This window comes from Streptomyces sp. NPDC050315, assembly GCF_040655775.1.
In the GTDB taxonomy this organism is placed as follows: Bacteria; Actinomycetota; Actinomycetes; order Streptomycetales; family Streptomycetaceae; genus Streptomyces.
In genome coordinates, this window is record NZ_JBFAKN010000004.1 from 99,422 (window position 1) to 118,666 (window position 19,245).

Annotated in this window: 22 protein-coding genes; 7 read left to right on the forward strand and 15 right to left on the reverse strand. The window is 70.3% G+C overall.

Going from position 1 to position 19,245, the window contains the following annotated elements; genetic code table 11:
• Positions 1-181 precede the first annotated feature (181 nt).
• The 15 genes from dprA to AB0I82_RS15810 all read right to left on the reverse strand — a co-directional run bounded on the left by dprA (position 182) and on the right by AB0I82_RS15810 (position 12,071).
• Positions 182-1,309, reverse strand: a complete 1,128-nt coding sequence (dprA, locus tag AB0I82_RS15740) for a DNA-processing protein DprA (RefSeq protein ID WP_363258381.1) — start codon at positions 1,307-1,309, stop codon at positions 182-184.
• Between the two features lie 95 nt (positions 1,310-1,404).
• Complete coding sequence (locus AB0I82_RS15745) at positions 1,405-3,015, reverse strand: YifB family Mg chelatase-like AAA ATPase (protein WP_363257823.1); 1,611 nt, start codon at positions 3,013-3,015, stop codon at positions 1,405-1,407.
• Complete coding sequence (locus AB0I82_RS15750) at positions 3,015-3,356, reverse strand: YraN family protein (RefSeq protein ID WP_363258382.1); 342 nt, start codon at positions 3,354-3,356, stop codon at positions 3,015-3,017. The genes AB0I82_RS15745 and AB0I82_RS15750 overlap by 1 nt, the downstream gene beginning before the upstream one ends.
• 338 nt (positions 3,357-3,694) lie before the next feature.
• Positions 3,695-4,003: a DUF2469 domain-containing protein gene (locus tag AB0I82_RS15755; protein WP_003993268.1), complete on the reverse strand. Its 309-nt coding sequence runs from the start codon at positions 4,001-4,003 to the stop codon at positions 3,695-3,697.
• Between the two features lie 38 nt (positions 4,004-4,041).
• Positions 4,042-4,575: an NUDIX hydrolase gene (locus AB0I82_RS15760; RefSeq protein ID WP_363257824.1), complete on the reverse strand. Its 534-nt coding sequence runs from the start codon at positions 4,573-4,575 to the stop codon at positions 4,042-4,044.
• Positions 4,568-5,296 (reverse strand): signal peptidase I, encoded by a 729-nt coding sequence (lepB, locus tag AB0I82_RS15765; RefSeq protein ID WP_363257825.1) that lies wholly within the window; start codon positions 5,294-5,296, stop codon positions 4,568-4,570. The genes AB0I82_RS15760 and lepB (AB0I82_RS15765) overlap by 8 nt, the downstream gene beginning before the upstream one ends.
• 191 nt (positions 5,297-5,487) lie before the next feature.
• Positions 5,488-6,441 carry a signal peptidase I gene (gene lepB / locus AB0I82_RS15770; protein ID WP_363258383.1) on the reverse strand — a complete coding sequence of 318 codons (954 nt, stop codon included), beginning with the start codon at positions 6,439-6,441 and terminating at the stop codon, positions 5,488-5,490.
• Positions 6,383-7,396 (reverse strand): signal peptidase I, encoded by a 1,014-nt coding sequence (gene lepB, locus AB0I82_RS15775; RefSeq protein WP_363258384.1) that lies wholly within the window; start codon positions 7,394-7,396, stop codon positions 6,383-6,385. Before lepB (AB0I82_RS15775) ends, lepB (AB0I82_RS15770) begins: the two co-directional genes overlap by 59 nt.
• 103 nt (positions 7,397-7,499) lie before the next feature.
• On the reverse strand, positions 7,500-8,363 hold the full coding sequence (gene lepB / locus AB0I82_RS15780; protein ID WP_363257826.1) for a signal peptidase I: 864 nt from the start codon (positions 8,361-8,363) through the stop codon (positions 7,500-7,502).
• A 48-nt stretch (positions 8,364-8,411) separates the two neighbouring features.
• Positions 8,412-8,759 carry a 50S ribosomal protein L19 gene (rplS, locus tag AB0I82_RS15785; protein WP_363257827.1) on the reverse strand — a complete coding sequence of 116 codons (348 nt, stop codon included), beginning with the start codon at positions 8,757-8,759 and terminating at the stop codon, positions 8,412-8,414.
• A gap of 149 nt (positions 8,760-8,908) precedes the next feature.
• The gene (gene trmD, locus AB0I82_RS15790; RefSeq protein WP_363257828.1) at positions 8,909-9,724 is read right to left on the reverse strand and encodes a tRNA (guanosine(37)-N1)-methyltransferase TrmD; all 816 of its coding nucleotides are present in this window, start codon (positions 9,722-9,724) and stop codon (positions 8,909-8,911) included.
• A 2-nt stretch (positions 9,725-9,726) separates the two neighbouring features.
• Positions 9,727-10,368, reverse strand: coding sequence for a ribosome maturation factor RimM (rimM, locus tag AB0I82_RS15795; RefSeq protein ID WP_363257829.1), 642 nt, complete (start codon positions 10,366-10,368; stop codon positions 9,727-9,729).
• 165 nt (positions 10,369-10,533) lie between these two features.
• Positions 10,534-10,773 (reverse strand): RNA-binding protein, encoded by a 240-nt coding sequence (locus AB0I82_RS15800; protein WP_030267150.1) that lies wholly within the window; start codon positions 10,771-10,773, stop codon positions 10,534-10,536.
• 2 nt (positions 10,774-10,775) lie between these two features.
• Positions 10,776-11,219 (reverse strand): 30S ribosomal protein S16, encoded by a 444-nt coding sequence (gene rpsP, locus AB0I82_RS15805; RefSeq protein ID WP_223732949.1) that lies wholly within the window; start codon positions 11,217-11,219, stop codon positions 10,776-10,778.
• A gap of 264 nt (positions 11,220-11,483) precedes the next feature.
• Complete coding sequence (locus AB0I82_RS15810; protein ID WP_030267146.1) at positions 11,484-12,071, reverse strand: hypothetical protein; 588 nt, start codon at positions 12,069-12,071, stop codon at positions 11,484-11,486.
• 601 nt (positions 12,072-12,672) lie between these two features.
• Between AB0I82_RS15810 and AB0I82_RS15815 the strand changes: the two genes are divergently transcribed.
• The 7 genes from AB0I82_RS15815 (at position 12,673) to AB0I82_RS15845 (ending at position 19,243) form a co-directional block, all read left to right on the forward strand.
• Positions 12,673-13,575, forward strand: coding sequence for an SAM-dependent methyltransferase (locus tag AB0I82_RS15815; RefSeq protein WP_363257830.1), 903 nt, complete (start codon positions 12,673-12,675; stop codon positions 13,573-13,575).
• A gap of 175 nt (positions 13,576-13,750) precedes the next feature.
• Positions 13,751-14,689 carry a GntR family transcriptional regulator YhfZ gene (gene yhfZ / locus AB0I82_RS15820; RefSeq protein WP_363257831.1) on the forward strand — a complete coding sequence of 313 codons (939 nt, stop codon included), beginning with the start codon at positions 13,751-13,753 and terminating at the stop codon, positions 14,687-14,689.
• Between the two features lie 185 nt (positions 14,690-14,874).
• Positions 14,875-15,261 carry a PRD domain-containing protein gene (locus tag AB0I82_RS15825; protein ID WP_363257832.1) on the forward strand — a complete coding sequence of 129 codons (387 nt, stop codon included), beginning with the start codon at positions 14,875-14,877 and terminating at the stop codon, positions 15,259-15,261.
• Positions 15,258-15,617, forward strand: a complete 360-nt coding sequence (locus tag AB0I82_RS15830) for a DUF2620 family protein (protein ID WP_363257833.1) — start codon at positions 15,258-15,260, stop codon at positions 15,615-15,617. The genes AB0I82_RS15825 and AB0I82_RS15830 overlap by 4 nt, the downstream gene beginning before the upstream one ends.
• Positions 15,618-15,644: 27 nt before the next feature.
• Positions 15,645-17,012 carry a YhfT family protein gene (locus tag AB0I82_RS15835; RefSeq protein ID WP_363257835.1) on the forward strand — a complete coding sequence of 456 codons (1,368 nt, stop codon included), beginning with the start codon at positions 15,645-15,647 and terminating at the stop codon, positions 17,010-17,012.
• Between the two features lie 103 nt (positions 17,013-17,115).
• Positions 17,116-18,057 (forward strand): phosphotriesterase, encoded by a 942-nt coding sequence (locus AB0I82_RS15840; RefSeq protein WP_363257836.1) that lies wholly within the window; start codon positions 17,116-17,118, stop codon positions 18,055-18,057.
• 1 nt (position 18,058) lies between these two features.
• Positions 18,059-19,243, forward strand: coding sequence for an aminotransferase class V-fold PLP-dependent enzyme (locus AB0I82_RS15845; protein WP_363257837.1), 1,185 nt, complete (start codon positions 18,059-18,061; stop codon positions 19,241-19,243).
• Positions 19,244-19,245 lie beyond the last annotated feature (2 nt).

Genomic DNA, 19,245 nt, shown 5'->3' on the forward strand with positions numbered 1-19,245 from the left:
TGCGAGCGTAGCGTGACTGTGGTGTCGCAGTGTGCGATCGCAGCGTGTTCGTGCGTGCGCAGATTCGTCCGGTAGTCCGCACCCTCGGATGACGACGGGAGCCTGCGCGGCCGTCCGCACGAAACTCGCAAAGATGCATCCTGCGGTCATTCCCCTCACCCTTTCACCCGTTCGCCCCAGGTCAAGGACCGCCTCGCCGGTAACCTCCTGTCGAATGGGCGCCAGGAAGCAACTCCCAGCGAGTACCGCATCTTTGAACGAATCCGAGCGCCTGTAGTTCGAAGAGCTTCGCTTGGGTCATTTCCAGGGCAGTACCCGAGTCACGGGCGATCTTCCGGGCGTCGGTCGCGCCCCTCAACGGCAGGGCTTCCAGCAGACGGGTGGCCACTGGGTCCAGCAGATCGCGGGCCAGGACCGGGCCGCGGGGGACGGGGGCAAGATCACCGATGCTGCCCACCAGTTCGACCACCTCGGCCGCGTTGGTGACCAGTACGGCCTCGTCCCTGAGCAGTTGGTGGACACCGGCCGACAACCCGCTGGTGACCGGGCCGGGAACACCCATCGTGAACCGCCCCAGCTCGGCGGCGCGGCGGGCAGTGGCCAGTGATCCGCTGCGCAGCGCGGCCTCGACGACGACCGTGCCCCGGGTGAGAGCGGCGATCACACGGTTGCGCTGGATGAACCGGCTCGGGGTCGGATGAGCACCGGGTGGCAACTCCGCGATGATCAAACCCTGTTCGGCGATGCGTCCGAGCAGCTCGGCGTGTCCACTGGGGTAGATGTGGTCGACGCCGGAGGCGAGCACCGCCACGGTCGGACCACCTGCCGCCAAGGTGCCCCGGTGCGCAGCGCCGTCCACGCCGTACGCGGCGCCGGACACCACCGACCAGCCGCGTTCGGCGAGACCTGCGCCCAAGGTCCCGGCCACATGCGCACCGTACTCCGTACAGGCACGGGCACCCACGAGGGCGACGGAGCGCAGGGCCCACAGCCGCAGGTTCGCCCTGCCGCGCACCCACAGGCCGACCGGGCGGGCATCTCCTAGGTCGTCCAGCTGGTGGGGCCATTCCTCATCGCCGGGGCAGACGAAACGGCCGTCGAACGCGGTGGCGGCGGCGAGGTCGGCCTCGGGTGAGACCGCCTCGGCACGTAACCGCAGGCCCGCCATCTTCGCCTTGCCGGCTCCTTCGGGTGGGTCACCGTCTCCGAGGAGGGAGCGCCAGAGCGCCACCGGGCCCATCCGCCGCAGCCATGCGCCGACCACTTCGTCACCCGGTTCGAGAACACGGGAGAGGGCTGCTCGGGCCAGCCGATCGGCTTCCGGGGCGGGGCGGGCTTCCCTTCCTTCGGTAGCGCCACTGTCTTGTCGTGTGGGCAGGTGGCCTGACGCGTCTTCAAGAGAGGTCATGTCCGGCTCACCGCCAGGGGAATGCCGCGCCGGACACCGGTACGCAGCTCCAGGGCCCAGTCGACGTCCTCGGCCGTCGGGCGGTCGCGACCCGCGAGGTCTGCCGCGGTCCAGGCGACGCGCAGGACACGATCCAGGCCGCGGGCCGTCAGCAGGCCGTTCTCCAGGTCGCGCTCGGCCTGGATGAGCGCCCCCGGAGCCACAGTCCACCGGGTGCGCAGTTCATGACCGGGGACTTCGTTGTTCGTCTGCCAGGGGGTGCCGAGGAAGCGGTGGGCTGCCCGTTCCCTGGCGGCGCGGATCCGGTCGGCGGCATCGGCGGTGGATTCGCCGCGGGCCCCCGCGACCAGTTCACTGCGGGCGACCGGTTCCACGGCGATCCGCAGGTCGATCCGGTCCATGAGCGGCCCGGAGAGCCGGGCGCGGTAGCGGGTGATCGAGGACGGGCGGCACTCGCAGCCGCCGGCGGTGGTGCCGTGGCGTCCACAGGGGCACGGGTTGGCGGCCAGTACGAGCAGGAAGGATGCCGGGAGCCGCATCATTCCGGCGGCGCGGGCGACCACGACGTGTCCGGCCTCCAGGGGCTGGCGCAGGGCGTCGAGCACCTTGGCGTTGCATTCCGCGGCTTCGTCGATGAACAGGACGCCTCGATGGGCGAGGGACACCGCGCCGGGCCGGGGCAGTCCGCTGCCACCGCCGACGAGCGAGGCCATGGTGGCGGAGTGGTGCGGTGCGCAGTACGGCGGGCGGCTCACCAGGGGCTGACCTGGCGGGAGCATGCCTGCCACCGAGTGCACCGCGGTGACCTCCAGTGATTCCTTGGACGACAGGGGCGGCAGCAGGCCGGGCAGCCGTTCGGCGAGCATGGTCTTGCCTGCTCCCGGTGGCCCCTTCAGGAAGATGTGGTGCCGTCCGGCGGCGGCCACCTCCAGTGCGCGGCGGGCGCCGTGCTGGCCCGCGACCTCGGCCATGTCCGGCGGGCGGGCGTCGGGAGGCAACCCGGCGCAGGATCCCGCGCCCGGTACGACCAGCCCGGCGAGCAGCGGGTCCGGGCGGCCCGGCTCGTCTCCCTCGTCCTCCTCCTCGGGAACCGGCCCGTCGGTGAGCACGGCGATGAGCTGGCGCAGGCTGCGGACGCCCAGGACGGAGACTCCTGGGACGAGCGATGCCTCGGCAGCGGTCCGCTCGGGGACGACCACCTGGCGGTACCCCGCGTCGGCGGCTGCCAGGACCGCCGGCAGCACGCCGCGCACCGGTCGTACCCGGCCGTCCAGGCCCAGCTCGCCGATCATGACGAGGTCGGTGAGCTCACGTGGGTCGATGAGCTCGGCGGCACCGAGGACGGCGCAGGCGACGGCCAGGTCGAAGCCGCTGCCGCCCTTGGGGACGGAGGCCGGGCTGAGGCCGACGGTCAGCTTCTTCTGCGGCCACTCGGAGCCGGAGTTGACCACGGCGGCGCGCACTCGGTCACGCGACTCGATGAGGCTCTTGTCGGGGAGGCCGACGAGGGTGAAGGCCGCGACACCTGGTTCGAGGTCGGCCTGCACCTCGACGACCACGCCCTCGACGCCGACCAGCGCGACCGAGCACGTACGGGCGAATCCCATCAGGTCACCCCCCGTACGTGGGACACGACGGGCGCGCCACGGGCGGGGAGCTGGACGCCGATCACATCGATGCGGACACCGCCCGGTGGCGGGCCTCCGTGCGCCGCGGTCCAGTGCTCGGCGAGGAGTCCCAGACGGCGCGCCTTCGTGGGCGTGACAGCCGCCATGGGGTGTTCGTACGGGCCCGCGCGCCTGGTCTTGACCTCGCACACGACGAACGCGTCGGCCTCGGCGGCGACGATGTCGATCTCTCCGAAGCGGCAGCGCCAGTTCCGGTCGAGGATGCGCATGCCATGGGCGGTCAGCCACCGCGCGGCGAGGTCTTCGCCGTACCGCCCCAGTCCGGAGCGGCGGCAGCCGCCGCGGGCGCGGCCACCGGGACTGCCCCGGCCTCGCGGGCGCTTGCGTCGTGTCTTCGCCGAGTCGACCGCTCGCGGCGGGCGGGGGCCCGACCGGGCTCGTACGGGCTCTTCTGCACCGCTGCCGACCGCGGCGTTTTCTGCTGTGGCGTTCATCCGGCACCACCTCCGGCACCGACTGTGACGCTTCCGCCGCCGAGTATTGGATCTTGGTGGACAACTCAGCGGTTGTGCATAACGCCGTCACCCGTGGGGGTGAAATGACCGCGCCGCGCGTGGCAGCGAAATCTCCGCCCGGGCGATCACGAGGAAACGGTCACTCAGCCGCTCGGCAGCTCGAGGTCGCTCTTGTTCAGCTCCTCGATGTTCACGTCCTTGAAGGTCAGCACGCGGACCTGCTTCACGAACCTGGCCGGGCGGTACATGTCCCACACCCAGGCATCTGCCATGGAGACCTCGAAAAAGACCTCACCCTGGACGGAGTGCACCTGCATCTCGTAGTCGTTGGTGAGGTAGAACCGACGCTCGGTCTCAATCACGTATTTGAACAGTCCGACGACATCGCGGTACTCCCGGTAGAGCTTCAGCTCCATCTCGGTCTCGTACTTCTCGAGGTCCTCGGCGCTCATGGCAGATCCCCTTCAGCCGTGCGTCCCCCTATTGTGCGTCAGACACTTTCGGTCTCCAGGACCACTGGCGCACTAGGGGGTCCTTCGTCGAGCAGCGCGCGCAACAGCTCGGCAAGTCTGGTCGGATACACCGTCTCATGCGATGCGGAGAGTTCCGTCACCGTCCACCATCTCAGCCCCGCCACGCTGCGCCGTTCCAGCTCCGTCAGGCCGCTCAGCCGGGTCGCGGTATTGCGTGTACGCGCCAGGTAGTACCACTCGTCCTGGTCCCAGCGCCGCCCGGCGAACGGGAACGAGCAGTGCCGCTGCCACAGCACGGGGCCGAGCTCCGCGTCCGTGATCCCGGTTTCCTCCGCGAGCTCCCGGAGGGCCGCCTCTTCCCGGCTCTCGGCGCCCTCCAGCCCGCCGCCCGGCGTGAACCACCAGGTCCTCGACGGTTCGTCCGGTTCGAAGCCATGCATCAGCAGAACCCGGTCCTCGGGGTCGAGCAGGATCACCCGGGAGACGCGCCGCAGCGCACTACCCGCCGGTATTCCGGTCTTCTCCTGTGTACCGGTATCCGCTTCAGACACGTGTACGCCTCCTCCGGTTCGCGAGCGGCCCGTACGCCGCTCCCCCCAGTATCAGCACCGCGCCGGCGACGATCGCCACCACGAGGGGCTGCACCGGACCGGGCTGGGATGTGCCGCCCGGCAGGGCCGCGAAGGCCGTGGGCCGCTGCAGCGTGCCGAAGCTCGCGATCGGCCACGCCGTGGCGTCCACTCGGGCGTCGACCGCAGCACGCGGCACGGCACCGTGATCGCGGTCCGTGAGGTGCACCCGCGAGTCCATGGAGTCACTGCGGTGATCACCGAGCAGGAAGAGCTGCCCCTTGGGGACCTCGGCCTTGAAGCCGACGGGAGACGCCGGGCCATTGCCCTGGAGATACGGTTCTTCGATGGGCTTCCCGTTGACGGTGAGCCTGCCGTCGGCATTGCAGCAGGCGACCTTGTCGCCGCCCACCCCGACGACCCGCTTCACCATGGGCATGTCGCCCCATACGGAGTCCCTGAAGACCACGACGTCGCCGCGGCGCACCTCGGAGCCGTCCACGTGCTGCGCCAGGACTCGGGCGCCGGCCGCGATGGTGGGCGCCATCGAATCGGTCGGGACCGTGTACGGCCGGTAGAGCACCGCGCCCCATACGAATCCGCCCAGGAACAGCACACAGCCGACGGCCACGGCCAGACCGGACAGCACGCTGCCCGCGGTCCGGCCGTGGCCGCCGCTCGTACGCCCCTCGCTCCTGCTCATCCCGCGCTCCCACCCCGCGGGCCGCCCCGCGTCGAAGATCCGGGACGGCACCTTACCTGGGGTTACATTCCCCAGTCAGCCTCCGGCCGACGGTCCGGCGAGAGCCTTCTGGTGCCGTTTCCCGACGTACGCGGCGTATCGACGACACGCCCGCCGGACGCACACAGATCCCTCACCTACGGGCGGTGCGGTCAGCTGTCGCGGGGCTCCTTGCCGGTCGCTCCGACCGCCACATTGGCGGGCAGCTTGGCGAGCACCCGCCGGCGCCGCCACAGCACGAGCGGTACCGCACCGGCCACGCCCAGCGCCGCCGGCGCCGCGGCCATCGCCTGGCTCAGCCCCGGCTGGTCGAAGGTGTCCGGTACCGGAAGCAGCGACCACCGGTTGACCGGCCAGGCGATCGTGAACGCGCGGCCCACGACCTCGTCCTCCGAGACCGTGCCATTGCCCTTCAGGTCCTGGTGGTAGCGCGAGTCCAGGGAGTCCTGACGGTGGTCGCCCATCACCCAGATCCGGCCCTCGGGCACCTTGATCGGGCCGAAGGGCTTGTCCCCGCAGGGGGTGTTCCCGGCGAAGAGGTACGCGTCCTCCTGGAGCGCCTTGCCGTTGACCTTCACCGGCCCCGTGCCCTTGCACTCGACCGTGTCGCCACCGACCGCGATGACCCGCTTGATCAGGTCCTTCTCCTCGGCGGACGGCATCAGACCGATCCAGCTGAGGACCTTCTGGACCGGATTCGGCGTCGGGGTGGGCACTTCGTTGAGCCAGCCGCCCGGGTCGTGGAACACGACGACCTCGCCGCGCTCCGGCTTCGCGCCGAACCACGGGGTCAGCTTGTCCACCAGCACCCGGTCGCCGCGCTGCAGGGTGTTCTGCATCGAGTCGGAAGGGATCGAGAACGCCTGCACCAGGAAGGTCTTGATGACCAGCGCCAGGGCCAGGGCGATGAGGATCAGGAGCGGCAGCTCCTTCCAGAAGGAACGCGGCGGCTTCTTGTCCTTCGTCACGCCGCCGTTCTCCTCTTCCCTCTCCTGTCGCGCGTCCTGCGGCTGCTGCTCCTGATGCGCCACGTCCGCTACGGGGGACCTATCGCGCCCCTCTGGTTCTTCGGGCTCTTCGGTACCGGACCGTGCGCCGACCGCCACGTCCCCCACATTCACTCCTTACTCCAAGCCGCCGCCTGCTCGTCAAACGGTGCAGGCCCACCACTCCCATAACGAGCGGGAGTTCCGCAGGGGTCGGGAGGACGGTCAAACCTTCGGGTGACACAGTATGCGGCGCCGCGGCCGCCGTCGCCGGTGCGCCCGGCGCGTCGCGCACAGAAGCGTACGTATCGGGCTCTTCCAGGCGCTGCCAGTGCTTGAACGGCCACGCGATCACAATGGCGCGGCCCACGACACTGCTCTCCGCAACTGTCCCCTTGTACGGCTCGTCCAGGTGGTATCGGGAGTCGGCGGAGTTGGACCGGTGGTCCCCCATGACGAAGAGCCGCCCGGTCGGCACGTTGACCTCGAACTTCAACTGCGAGGGCGGATTGCCCGGGTGGACGTACGGCTCGCTCAACGGCGTCCCGTTGACGGTGACCCGGCCGCTCTTGTCGCAGCACTTGACGGTGTCGCCGCCGACGGCGACGACCCGCTTGATCAGGTCCTGCTCGTCCGCCGACGGCAGCAGCCCGATGAACGTGAGGACTTCCTTGACCTGCTTGACGCCTACCGGGTCGTCGGCCACGTTGGTGCGCTCGCCCGCGAGCCAGTTGTTCGGGTCCTTGAAGACGACCACGTCCCCCCGGTGCGGCTCGGCGCCGAACCACGGGGTCAGCTTGTCGACGAGCACCCGGTCGCCGATCTGAATCGTCTGCTCCATGGAGCCCGACGGGATCACGAACGCCTGCACGAGGAACGTCTTCAGGACCAGGGCGATCGCCAGCGCCACCCCGATCAGGATCGGTATCTCCTTCAGGTACGAACGCTGCCTGCGCCTCTTGATGCGCTTGGCCTGGCGTCGCCTGTCGGCCCGCCCGCCGGTCGCCGGCAGGGTCGTACGGGTCGCGGTGCCCCCAGTACCGAGGTCCGCGCCATAGGGGTCGGCGCCGGGCATACGGGAGCTGTGCGCGCCGTCCGGTACGGAGCCGCGCGCCTCCTTGCCGTGGCCTGCCGATGGTGCGCCTGTGCGGTGGTGCCCGTGGCGCGGGCGCCCCCTGTTACCCATGGGACCCTGCCGCAGCCGGTATGCCGTCGAACGCGTGGGGCCGCTTCAAGGAAGTCCAGCGGCCGACCGGCCAGCCGATCCAGTCGGCGCGGCCGATCACCTTGTCCAGCGGGACGGTGCCGCCACCGGGGTCGCCCAGATGGTCGCGGGAGTCGCTCGACCTGGCGCGGTGGTCCCCCATGACCCACAGCTTCCCTTCGGGCACGACCACGTCGAAGGGCACCTCCGACGGGCTGTCTCCGGGGTGGAGATAGGGCTCGTCCACCGGTTCGCCGTTCACCTTGATCCGTCCCCGTTTGTCGCAGCAGGTCACCCTGTCCCCGCCGACGCCGATCACGCGCTTGATGTAGTCCGTCTCCGCGGCCGGCGCCAGGCCCACCGCGGCTCCGGCCCCGCGCAGCAGCTCCGCCACCGGGTTGCCGGCCGGCGCCTCCTGTACGAACGACCCGGTGCCGTCGAACACCACGGCGTCCCCCCGGTGCGGTTCGCCGCCGAACCGGTACGCCAGCTTGTTCACCAGTACGCGGTCGCCGACCTGGAGCGTGTTCTCCATCGACGAGCTGGGGATCAGGAAGGGCTGGACGACAAAGGCGCTGAGCAGCCCCACAAACGCCAGACAGGCCAGCGCCAGCAGAACCGGGCCCCGCCGCAGCAGCGGGCGCGCAGCGGCCTCCTCACGGCCTCCCTCGCGGCTCTCGCCGGACTCCGCCGCACGCGCCTCGCCGGACCCGCCCGCGGACGACCGCTCCCGCCGCCGGGAAAAACACGCGAAGCGCGACCCCTGCTCCGCCCCTTGGCCAGGGGCTGGAGAGGAGTCGCGCTCCGGGAGCGTGGAGGGCTGTGCGTCGGTGTCCATCGAGCCCAGAGCCTATCCGGCCCGGGGTTAAGGACACCGTACGGCTGCTCAGCTCTCGCGCTTCTCCTTGATCTTGGCGGCCTTGCCGCGCAGCTCACGGAGGTAGTACAGCTTGGCGCGACGGACGTCACCGCGGGTCACGACCTCGATCTTCTCGACGATCGGGGTGTGCACCGGGAAGGTGCGCTCGACGCCGACGGAGAAGCTGACCTTGCGGACCGTGAAGGTCTCGCGCACGCCGGCGCCCTGACGGCGGATGACAACGCCCTTGAACTGCTGCACACGGGAGCGGTTGCCCTCGATGACGCGGACGTGGACGTTGACGGTGTCACCCGGGCGGAAGGCGGGGATGTCGCTGCGCAGCGACCCGGCGTCGACGGAGTCGAGAAGGTGCATGACCTACTGCTTTCTTCGCTGATGCCACAGGTCATCAGCGGAATTCGTGATGATGGTTCGGAAGCCGGACGAGAAGTCCGGGTGCCGGTCCGTCGGGCGGGCGTCGTTCCCCCTGTGGCAGGGGCGCGCGCCGGACGCACAGCAGCGGCCTATTCTTCCACGGCCTCGGTCGTCCGCCCAAATCGCCCGTCCGCTCCCGGGGCCCACCCCAGGATGGAGAGGGTTTCGCGGTCCTTCTTGTCGAAGGCGGCGGGGTCGGCGCGTTCGATCAGGTCCGGGCGGTTCCGGTCCGTACGGCGGAATGCCTCGTCGCGGCGCCAGCGGGCGATCTTGCCGTGGTGGCCGCTGAGCAGCACCTCGGGGATGCCGCGGCCGCGCCACTCCGGGGGCTTGGTGTAGACCGGCCCCTCCAGGAGGTCGGCCATCGCCCCGGGCGCGAAGGAGTCGTCCTGGTGGGACGCGGCGTTGCCGAGTACTCCGGGGAGGAGGCGGGCGATGGCCTCGACCATGACGAGGACGGGCGCCTCGCCGCCGGCCAGCACGTAGTCACCGATGGAGACCTCGCGGACGTCCAGCCGGTCGCCGTACTCCTCGATGACGCGGCGGTCGATGCCTTCGTAGCGGGCCGGGGTGAAGACCAGCCACGGCTTCTCGGAGAGCTCGACGGCGAGCTGCTGGGTGAAGGGCCGGCCGCTGGGCGTCGGGACGACGATGACCGGCTGCTCCTCCCCTTCGCCCGACGCGATGACCGAGTCCAGCGCCTCGCCCCACGGCTCGGGCTTCATGACCATGCCGGGGCCGCCGCCGTACGGGGTGTCGTCCACGGTGTTGTGTTTGTCGTGGGTGAACTCACGCAGGTCGTGGATGCGGACGTCCAGCTGCCCCCGGGCGCGCGCCTTGCCGACCAGGGAGACGTTCAGCGGTTCGAGGTACTCGGGGAAGATCGTGACGACGTCGAGACGCATGATCAGGCGTCCTCACCGCGCGCTGCCCGACCGCCCTCGGGCGCCTCGTCGCCTTCAGGCGCCGGGCCGTTTTCGGGCGTGCTCGCGGAGCCCGCTTCGGCCTCCGCGTCCCGGCTGGAGGCGACCTCCGCCTGGGTGTCGTCCAGCAGCCCCGGCGGCGGGGTGATCACCGCTCGCTGCTCCTCGAGGTCGATCTCCGGCACGATCTCCGCGACGAACGGGATCATGACCTGGCTCTCGTCGGGGCGCTCGACGATCAGCAGGTCGTGGTACGGCAGGTGGGAGATCTCGATGATGCGGCCGACCTCGACGCCGTCCTCGGTCACCACATCGAGGTCGATGAGCTGGTGGTCGTAGAACTCCTCGGGGTCCTCGGGAAGTTCCTCGGGGTCGACCTCGGCGATCAGAAGGGTGTTACGGAGCGCTTCGGCGGCCGTACGGTCCTTCACGCCCTCGAAGCGAAGCAGCAGGCGGCCGCTGTGCACGCGACCGGTCTCGATGGTCAGCGGGCCGGTGGACGCGGGGTCTGTGGTCAGGACCGCGCCCGGGGCGAGCCGCAGCTCCGGCTCGTCCGTGCGCACCTCCACCGTGACCTCGCCCTTGATCCCATGGGCGCGCCCGATCCGCGCGACTACCAGCTGCACGACTGTGCCTTGCCTTTCTTTGCGGCTGATCCGCCGCCGCTCTCGCGGAGGTGGTTCTCGCCGTGGTTCCTCAATGGACGGTTGCGGTCGACGAAGTATCACCGCAAACCGGCACGGGCCGGGAAGGGCCGAAGCCCTCCCCGGCCCGTGCCGGTGTTCCGATGCTCAGCGGACCTGGTCCACGTCGACGAGGTCGACACGGATGCCGCGGCCGCCGAGGGCACCCACAACAGTACGCAGAGCGCGCGCGGTGCGGCCGTTACGGCCGATCACCTTGCCGAGGTCGTCCGGGTGGACCCGGACCTCCAGGACGCGCCCGCGCCGCAGGTTGCGCGAGGCGACCTGCACGTCGTCGGGATTGTCGACGATGCCTTTGACGAGGTGCTCAAGAGCCTCCTCGAGCATGCTCAGGCCTCGGTCGACTCGGACTTGGCCGTCTCGGCCTCGGCCTCGTCCGCCTTCTTGTCAGCCTTCTTCGCCTTGGGGGTGATGGCCTCACCCTTCGGCTCGTCACCGGCGTCCTTGGCGGCGGCCTCGAAGAGGGCGCGCTTGTCGGCCTTGGGCTCGGCAACCTTCATCGGGGCCGGGGCGGGCAGACCCTTGAACTTCTGCCAGTCACCGGTGACCTTGAGGATGGCCGCGACGGGCTCGGTCGGCTGCGCGCCGACGCTCAGCCAGTACTGGACACGCTCGGAGTCGACCTCGATGCGCGAGGGGTTCTGCACCGGGTGGTACAGGCCGATCTCCTCGATGGCCCGGCCGTCACGGCGGGTACGGGAGTCGGCAACGACGATGCGGTAGTGAGGCGAACGGATCTTGCCCAGACGCTTCAGCTTGATCTTGACTGCCACGGGAGTGGTGTCTCCTGGTGTTGACGTGGTTGGGCACAACGAGATGCCACGTGGGGTTGCGGTACCCGAGTGCCCGATGGACGCGTCAGCCGGAGGAGAGAGGGGTCCTGTGCGACTGTCGAGTACAGCTAGCCATTGTGCCATACGCGCACGGGGCGGCCGACCCCGGGCGCCCGGCCGCTGACCAGGACGGGCCGACCGCCGCCCCGCCCGCCCGGCGCCCGTCCGGCCGCGGCCGGACGGGCGGCCGGCCCTGTGCCCCGGTCAGCCGACCGCGGCCACCTCGGGGATGCGGAACGGCTTGCCGCAGCCGCCGCACATGATGGGGGCCTGGGCGAGCACGGAGGGGACGACCCGGACGTTGCGTCCGCAGTCGCAGACGGCCTTGACCCTTACACCGCCACCGGAGGAGCCGTGCCGCGCGGCCGGGCCACGGAAGCTGCGGCTGCTGTCGGCCGCGGTGGCGACGGTGTGCGCCTTGAGTGCTCTGCCGAGCCGCTCGATGGTGGGGCGATACCGCCTTCTGGCTTCGGGGTTGAGCGTGACCAGGGAGAAGCCGCTGCTGGGGTGCGGCTCGTCGGCGTGGTCCAGGCCCAGCTCCTCGGCGATCGCCAGGAATCGGCGGTTGTGGTAGCGACCGGCGCGTGAGGTGTCGCGGACGCCGCGGGACGCGGCGATGCCGTGAACTGCCTCATGAAGCAGCCGTTCGAAGGAGAGCTCGGCGCCGCAGGCGGACGAGGACTCTCCGATCAGGGATTCGGGCGCGGCCAAATCCGGCAGCTCGGGATGGTGCCGTTGAATGTCGGCCCAAGCGAGCGCCAGCTCGGCGGCGAGAACAGGTGTCGTGCTCACGTCGTGACAACGAGCCGGTACCGCTCAGTGTTCCGATTCCGGGGCATCCCAAATAATTTGCACGTACCAGTCAGTTTCGACTCATGCGGCCCGTGGAGGGCGGGTGCGTCTTTCTGTGGACGAGACGCGCACCGAGTACCGAGCCGGTATGTATCGACGTGTACGTCCGGCGCACCGGAAGGGCGGACGCTGCACAGCGCCTGCGTACCTCGTGTCCCGCGGGCCCCGAAGGGGCGGCGTGCCCTCAGAGCCGGCCGCGCGATCATGGTGATCGTACCGGCGGGGCCGCGACCACCCGAAGCCGCCCCGTCCACCCATTGCGGACGCCCTACGGCCAGGGGGTGCGAAGCGCCGTACGCCACCCGGGTGAGGGGACCTCGAAGCCCACGAAGGGCGCCGGACAGTGGCCGCCTCCAGGTCCGCCGACGACCGGCCGGCGCCCGGACGGCGCAAACGGGGGCGCGCGGTAGACAACCGGGCGCAACCCCTGGACTCTGGGATGGATGGGGGGTTGTCTGGACCGGGGGGCACAGCGCAACAAATCGGGGGCGGAAGACCATTTTCCTCAAGCTCGGGCTCTCGGCGGATAGGGGCGCTTTCCATGACACCCACGCTCGTACAGCACGGCCTCCAGCGTTCCGGCCCTTCCGGTCACCCTGCACCGGACGGCTCCGGTTCGGGGGCGCGCGCCCGCGACTGGGCCGAAATCCAGGAACGGATGCTGGTGCCGCTGTATGAAGCCGTGTACCAACGGCTGGATGTCGGCCCGCACACCCGACTGCTGGCCCTGGGTTGTGGTTCCGGCCTCGCCCTGCTGATGGCCTCGGCCCGTGGCGCGCAGGTCAGCGGAGTGGACATGGATGAGCCGCGGCTGCGGCTGGCCCGGGAGCGGCTGGCGCCGGAGCAGGGCCCCGAAGCGGGCGGGAGCTCCGCGGAGTCGGCCGCGTGCCTGGCGCACGGTGGGCCGGAGTGCATGGATTCTTCCCAACGGCACCGCTTCAATCTGGTGACGGCGTTCCATCCGGTGGGCTGCGTCAGCACCGTGGACGGGCTGGCGGCCTCCCTGCAGACGGCGACGACTCTCGCCGAGCGCGGCAGCCCGGTGGTGCTGGGCGGCTGGGGCCCGGTCGAGCGATGCGCCACGGCAGGCGTACTCCGAGTGGCGCAACGGCTCGCGGATCCGTCCCTTGCGCTCGACCGGACGACGGCGCCCGCGGCGGCCGGCTGGCGGCCCAGCAGCCGGGACGACCTGGAGGAGCTGGCGGAGCGTGCGGGGCTGCGGCCGGACGGTTCGGGCCGGGTGGCTTGCCCCTTCGGGTACGCCGATCTTCCGAGTGCGATGCGCGGGCTGCTGTCGACGGGCCTGTTCGACGCGGCCCTACAGGTCGCCGATCCGGCGCAGGTGGAGAAGGAGCTGTCGGAGGCGCTGCATCCGTACCAGCGCGCGGACGGCACGGTCTGGATGCCGAACGTCTTCCGCTACCTGATCGCCCGGACGCGCTGAGCGCACTCAATTCATACAGGCGCCACGGCTCGACGTCGGCAAGTCGAGCCGTGGCGCGTGCCGGTGACGGCATCCGCGCTCGCCGAGCTCTGCACGTCTGCTCCGTGCACGCATTCCTTCGCCCGTTCGCAAAAACCCCTTGGCAAAATCCAGAATCCTGGTTATTGTCATTTGCATGAACAGCGTGGACGAGCGGTTCCTCACTCGCAACGGACTGGCTGCGCGGCAGCTCGCGGCCCTGTTGCTCAATCATGAGGAAGACACCCGCCTCCCGCGCGTCCGCGACTTCGCCGAGGAGCTCGGCGTGGGCAATGGCACGGTTCAGGCCGCCCTTCAGCTGCTGGAGGAGGCAGGTGCGATCGAGACGGTCGCCCGCGGACACCTCGGCACCTTCCTGGTGCGGGCCGACCGGACCATACTGTGGCGCCTGTCGGGGCTCGGCACGCTGCTCGCCGCCATGCCTCTCCCCTATTCACGGCGGTACGAAGGGCTGGCCACCGGCCTGCGCACGGCCTTCGAGGGCGCCGGCGCCCCGTTCGCGATCACATTCATGCGGGGCGCGGCCACCCGCGTCGAGGCCCTGCTGGAGAGCAAGGTCGACCTGGTCGTGCTCTCCCGTTTCGCCGCCGACCGGTTCCTCGACGAGCTCCCCTTGGAGCTGGTCGCCGACCTCGGCCCGGCCACGTACGTCGGCGCGCACGGTCTGCTGCTGCGGCACGGCGTGGATCCGGAGGCGCCGGGGCTTCGAGTGGCCATCGACTCCGCGTCCGAGGACCTGCGGATGCTGGCCGCCCGGGCGTTCGCCGGACGCGACGACATCCAGTGGGTGGAGGCGTCGTACATGCAACTGCGGGACCTGTTCGCCCGCGGCGAGGTGGACGCCACGGTATGGAATCTCGACGAGGTCCAGGACCACCTCGGGCCGGACGTCGATGTACTGCCGCTGGGCGACGACATCACCCGCGATCTGTCTCTGCGCAACTCCAGCGCCGCGCTCATAGGACGGGCGCAGGGCGCCGCTGCCCTGAGTGCGGTACGAGACGGACTGGACCTGTCCGTCGTCACCGATCTGCAGGGGGAAGTACTGCGCGGCGAGCGCATGCCCTCGTACTGACCTTGGGAACGGCGCCCCCCGGGCGACGGTGCGCGCCGGGCTTCGCCACGCCCGAACCGAGCGTCAACCACAGAACACCCCTTCACTCATTCGAAAAAGAGTGCTCACAACTCTCCCCAATATCCAGAATCCTGGTTACTGTCGATACCAGTCACACCGTCGGCATCGCGAGGAAAGGACGACCCATGGAGGACCGACTCGCCCTCCGCCTCCAGCTCTTCCGGGACAGCGGACAGGCGCCGCCGCAGGTGACGCGATTCGTCGAGGAGGAGCTGACCGCGCTGGCGGCGGAAGGCCGTCCCGTCACCGAGGACACCGCCGGCATGCTGACCAGTCACCTCGTGATGGCCCTCACCCGGCTGCTGAACGGCGAACCCATCGAGCAGTTCCTCACCGACGGGGACGTGGCGGCGCAGCTCGCCGACCAGCCCCGGGCCGTCGAGCGGGCCCGCGCCATATCCCTGCGCGCCAAGGAGGAGTTGGGCGCCGCGCTGCCCGACTCCGAGATCAATTTCCTGGCGATGCATCTCGCCGTACTCAGCAGGAACGCACTCGGAAGGGATGTGCCATGACGAAGATCCTCACCGGCGGCGTCGGCAAGCTCGAGGTCGCCGAGACCGTGAAGAAGCTGGCTTTGGACGGCGTCGACGTCGCGGTCTCCAGCGACATGGACGCGGCGATGAAGCTGCGCGCCGGACACGCCGACTACTACCTGGGCACCTGCCACACCGGCGCCGGCGCCTCGCTCGGCGTCCTGCTGGGCCTCATGGGCAGCGCCGCCTGCCACACCTTCGGCCGCTCCGTCCCCACCGAGGACGAGGTGAGCGCCCTCCTCGGCGGCGGCAAGAAGGTCTTCGGCTTCGGCATGGACAAGATCGACACAGTCGCCCCCGTCATCGCCCGCGCCATCGCGGCTCACGGCGCCTGACCCGGTCGAGGCATTGAGGAGTGAGCCGTGAGTGGGACCATCGCCGCCGCAGCCGCCGGCAGTACAGATCTCAGCCTGTCGGTGACACAGCAGCTGACTGTCATCGCCCTCTGCGCCCTGACGGCCTTCATCTCGCATCTGGCCCTGGCCGTCTTCAATGACGGTGTACGCCCCTTCATGCTGGACTTCATCCAGGGGCGCACGACCCGCAGCGCCACCACGGCCGTCTCCTTCGGGCTCTCCGCGGGCTTCATCTTCGGACTGGGCGCGCCGATGGCGCTGTCCACGGGAGTGCTGAACCCCTGGCTGCTCTTCCTGCCCACCGACATTCTCGGCATCCTCTCGCCGAAGAAGTGGCTGGCGCCGATCCTCGGGGCCGCCTGGGGCACGGTCGTCGTCTTCGGGCTGAACGGTGCCAACAGCCTGGCGCACGACCTGCCGGTCGACTTCCTCACCGCGATGCAGCAGATGTCGACGCCGATCCTCTTCCTCTTCACGCTCTTTCCGGTACTGGCGATCAGCAAGCAGTTCGGCAAGCTGCGCGGCGGTATCGCGGGCGTGATCGAACTGGCGTTGGTCGTCGCCACGATGAAGCTCTGGCCGGGCGTCTTCCCCGGAGCCGTCGCCATGGCGGTGGGCGTGCTGATGCTGATCGCGTTCGCCGTGGCCAAGGATCTGCGGCAGCGCAGGACGGAGCGGGCCGAGCAGGCCGGAAGAGCCGACGGCCCGGCGGAGGACGCGTCGGGCGACGACGACCCCATGGCCTCGTTGTTCAGTGCGAGCGCGACCCGGCTGCGCAAGCATCTGCCGCTGTTCATGGTGCTGGGTGCGGGGGTCTGCCTGCTGGCCCAGATGCACATCTTCGGCGGTGGCGAGGCGACCAGCTTCCTGATCGCCAAGGGTGACTACAGCGGCGCGGCCCAAGTGGACTTCTATCGCGTCTTCGGCTTCATCCCGCTGATCGCCACCACGGCACTGGCCTCGGGCGCCTACGCCATCGCCGGCTTCACGCTGGTCTACCCGATCGGCTATCTCCTGCCGAACCCCTGGCTGGCACTGATATGCGGAGCCCTGGTCTTCGCCGTCGAGGTGCTGGCGCTCTCGTGGATCGGCCAGATACTCGGGCGGCTGCCGTCCGTACGGGACTCCTCCGAGCACCTGCGCGGTGCGATCAGCGATTCGCTGCGACTGGCCATCCTCTTCGGCTCCCTGATGGCGGCCAACGCCATGGGCGGCGGCCTCGGCATCCTCATCGTCGGCGGGCTCTACCTGGTGAACGAGGCGATGGGCCGGGTCGTGGTCCGCATGGCCGCGGCGCCCGCCGCCGTGATCGTCGGCGGCATCATCCTCAACTTCCTCTACTGGCTGGACCTGTTCACCCCCGTCAAGGGCTGACGCGGTCCGTACGCAGGCCCGACCGGCGGCGTACGGGAACGGGGCGAGCCACCTACCTCATTCAAGGACCGGCCCTCCGGCAGGAAGAAAGCAAGGCAGCACCATGCAGGACATCCGGACCGTCAACGGTCCCCTCGCCCCCGCCGCCGTACGGGGCCCCGCGCTCGCGCACGAGCACCTGGCACTCGATCTGCGCCGGGGCACCGACCGGGCAGCGGTGCTCGACAACCGGCACGCCGACGCGGTCGCCGGCGAACTCGCCGCGCTGCGCGAGGAGTCCGGGCTGTCGCTGCTCATCGAGCTGAGCTGCCGGGGCATGGGCCGCGATGTGGCGGCACTGACCCGGATCTCGAAGGACTCCGGCGTCCCGGTCGTCGCGGCCACCGGCTGGTACTACGAGCCGTTCCACCCCGCCGAGGTCGGCGACGCCTGCGTCGAGGAGCTGACCGGCATGCTGCTGCGGGAGATCACCGAAGGCATCGGCCCGGAGGGCATACTCCCCGGCGTCATCGGAGAGGTCGGCAGCCACGGTGACCGCCCCAGCGAGCCGGAGGTCCGTGCGCTGAAGGCGGCCGCGCGGGCCGCTGTGGCCACCGGCCTCTCCGTGGCCACCCATGCCCAGCTCGGCCGGGGTGGCCCCGCGCAACTGGCGCTGCTCACCGCGGAGGGGCTGCCGCCGCACCGGATCTGCATCGGCCATCAGGACCTGCTGGACGACTCGGGTGTGCACCGGGAGCTGGCGGGCCGCGGGGCGTACGTCGCCTTCGACACGGTCGGCAAGGAGCATTACCAGAGCGACGCGGCCCGGCTGCGGTTGCTGCTGGAGCTGGTGGCAGCCGGGCATGCGGACCGGGTGCTGTTGAGTGGCGACATCTCCCGGCACGGCTATCTGCGGGACGAGGGCGGACAGGGGTACGGCCATCTGTTCCGGTCCTTCCTGCCGCGGCTGCGGGCGGCGGGGGTGGACGACGGCCTGATCGACCTCATGACCCGCCGCAATCCGATCCGTTTCCTCACCGGAGCGCACCCAGAGGAGGCGGTCTGAGATGTCCGCACAGGAACGGATCGCCGGGCAGCGGCCGGGGGCCGGGCTCGACTCTCCAGTGGCCTCGTTGCCGCAGACCTTTCCCTTGCCGACCGTGCCGCTGGCGGACGCCGTCGCGCGGCAGCACCGGCTGCTGGATTGCGTTGCGCGGCGCTTCGAAGGAGAGCAGCTCTTCGAGGCGGACGCCGGAGTCGTCCCCGGGCTCGGCCGGCCGCGTACGACCGCCCGAGTGGAGACCGTACTCGCCGATTTCTTCGGGGCCGAGGATGCCGCCCTGGTCCAGGGAGCGGGTACCGGCGCGATCCGCGCCGCGCTCTCCGCGGTGCTCGGCGCGGGTGATCCGCTCCTCACCCACCGCGCACCGGTCTACCGCACCACCGCTGTCACCTTGCGCGGCCTGGGCGTGGCGGTGACGGAGGTGGACTTCAACGACCGTTCGGCGCTGGCGGAGGCGCTGGACAGCGGGCGGTTCTCCTGGGCGTACGTACAGCACACCCGGCAGCGGCTTGCCGACTCCTACGAGCCGGGTGAGGTGCTGGCGGCGTGCCGTGCGGCCGGGGTGCGCACGGTCGTCGACGACAACTACGCGGTCATGCGGGTCCCGGAGAGCGGGGTCGAACTGGGCGCCGACGCCTCCTGTTTCTCGCTCTTCAAGCTGCACGGTCCGGAAGGCGTCGGGGCCGTGGTGGGCTCGGCCGACCTGGTGTCGCGCGTGCACGCGGACAACTACTCGGGAGGCGGCCAGGTTCAGGGGCATCAGGCGCTGGACGCGTTGCGCGCTCTCACGCACGTACCGGTGATGTGGTCGCTGCAGTCAGCGGTGGGCACGGAGGTGGCCGAACGGCTGGCGGCGGGTGAGGTGCCGGGCGTCGCCGAGGTCCGTATCGCCAATGCCCAGGACCGCTGTCTGCTGGTGCGGCTGGACCGGCCGGTGGCCCGCGAACTGCCCACCGTGGCCGCGCGGTACGGCGCCGCGCCCTACCCCGTCGGCTCCAATTCCCGTTACGAGATCGCCCCGTTGTTCTACCGCATGTCGAGCTCGTTCCTGGAAGACGCGCCTGAGCTCGCCGAATGGACCGTGCGGATCAATCCCATGCGGGCCGGCGCGGACCTCGTGCTCGACATCCTGCGCCGATCGCTGCGCGACCTGCGTGAGACACGCGACCTTCGCGAGACAGGGGGGTGACC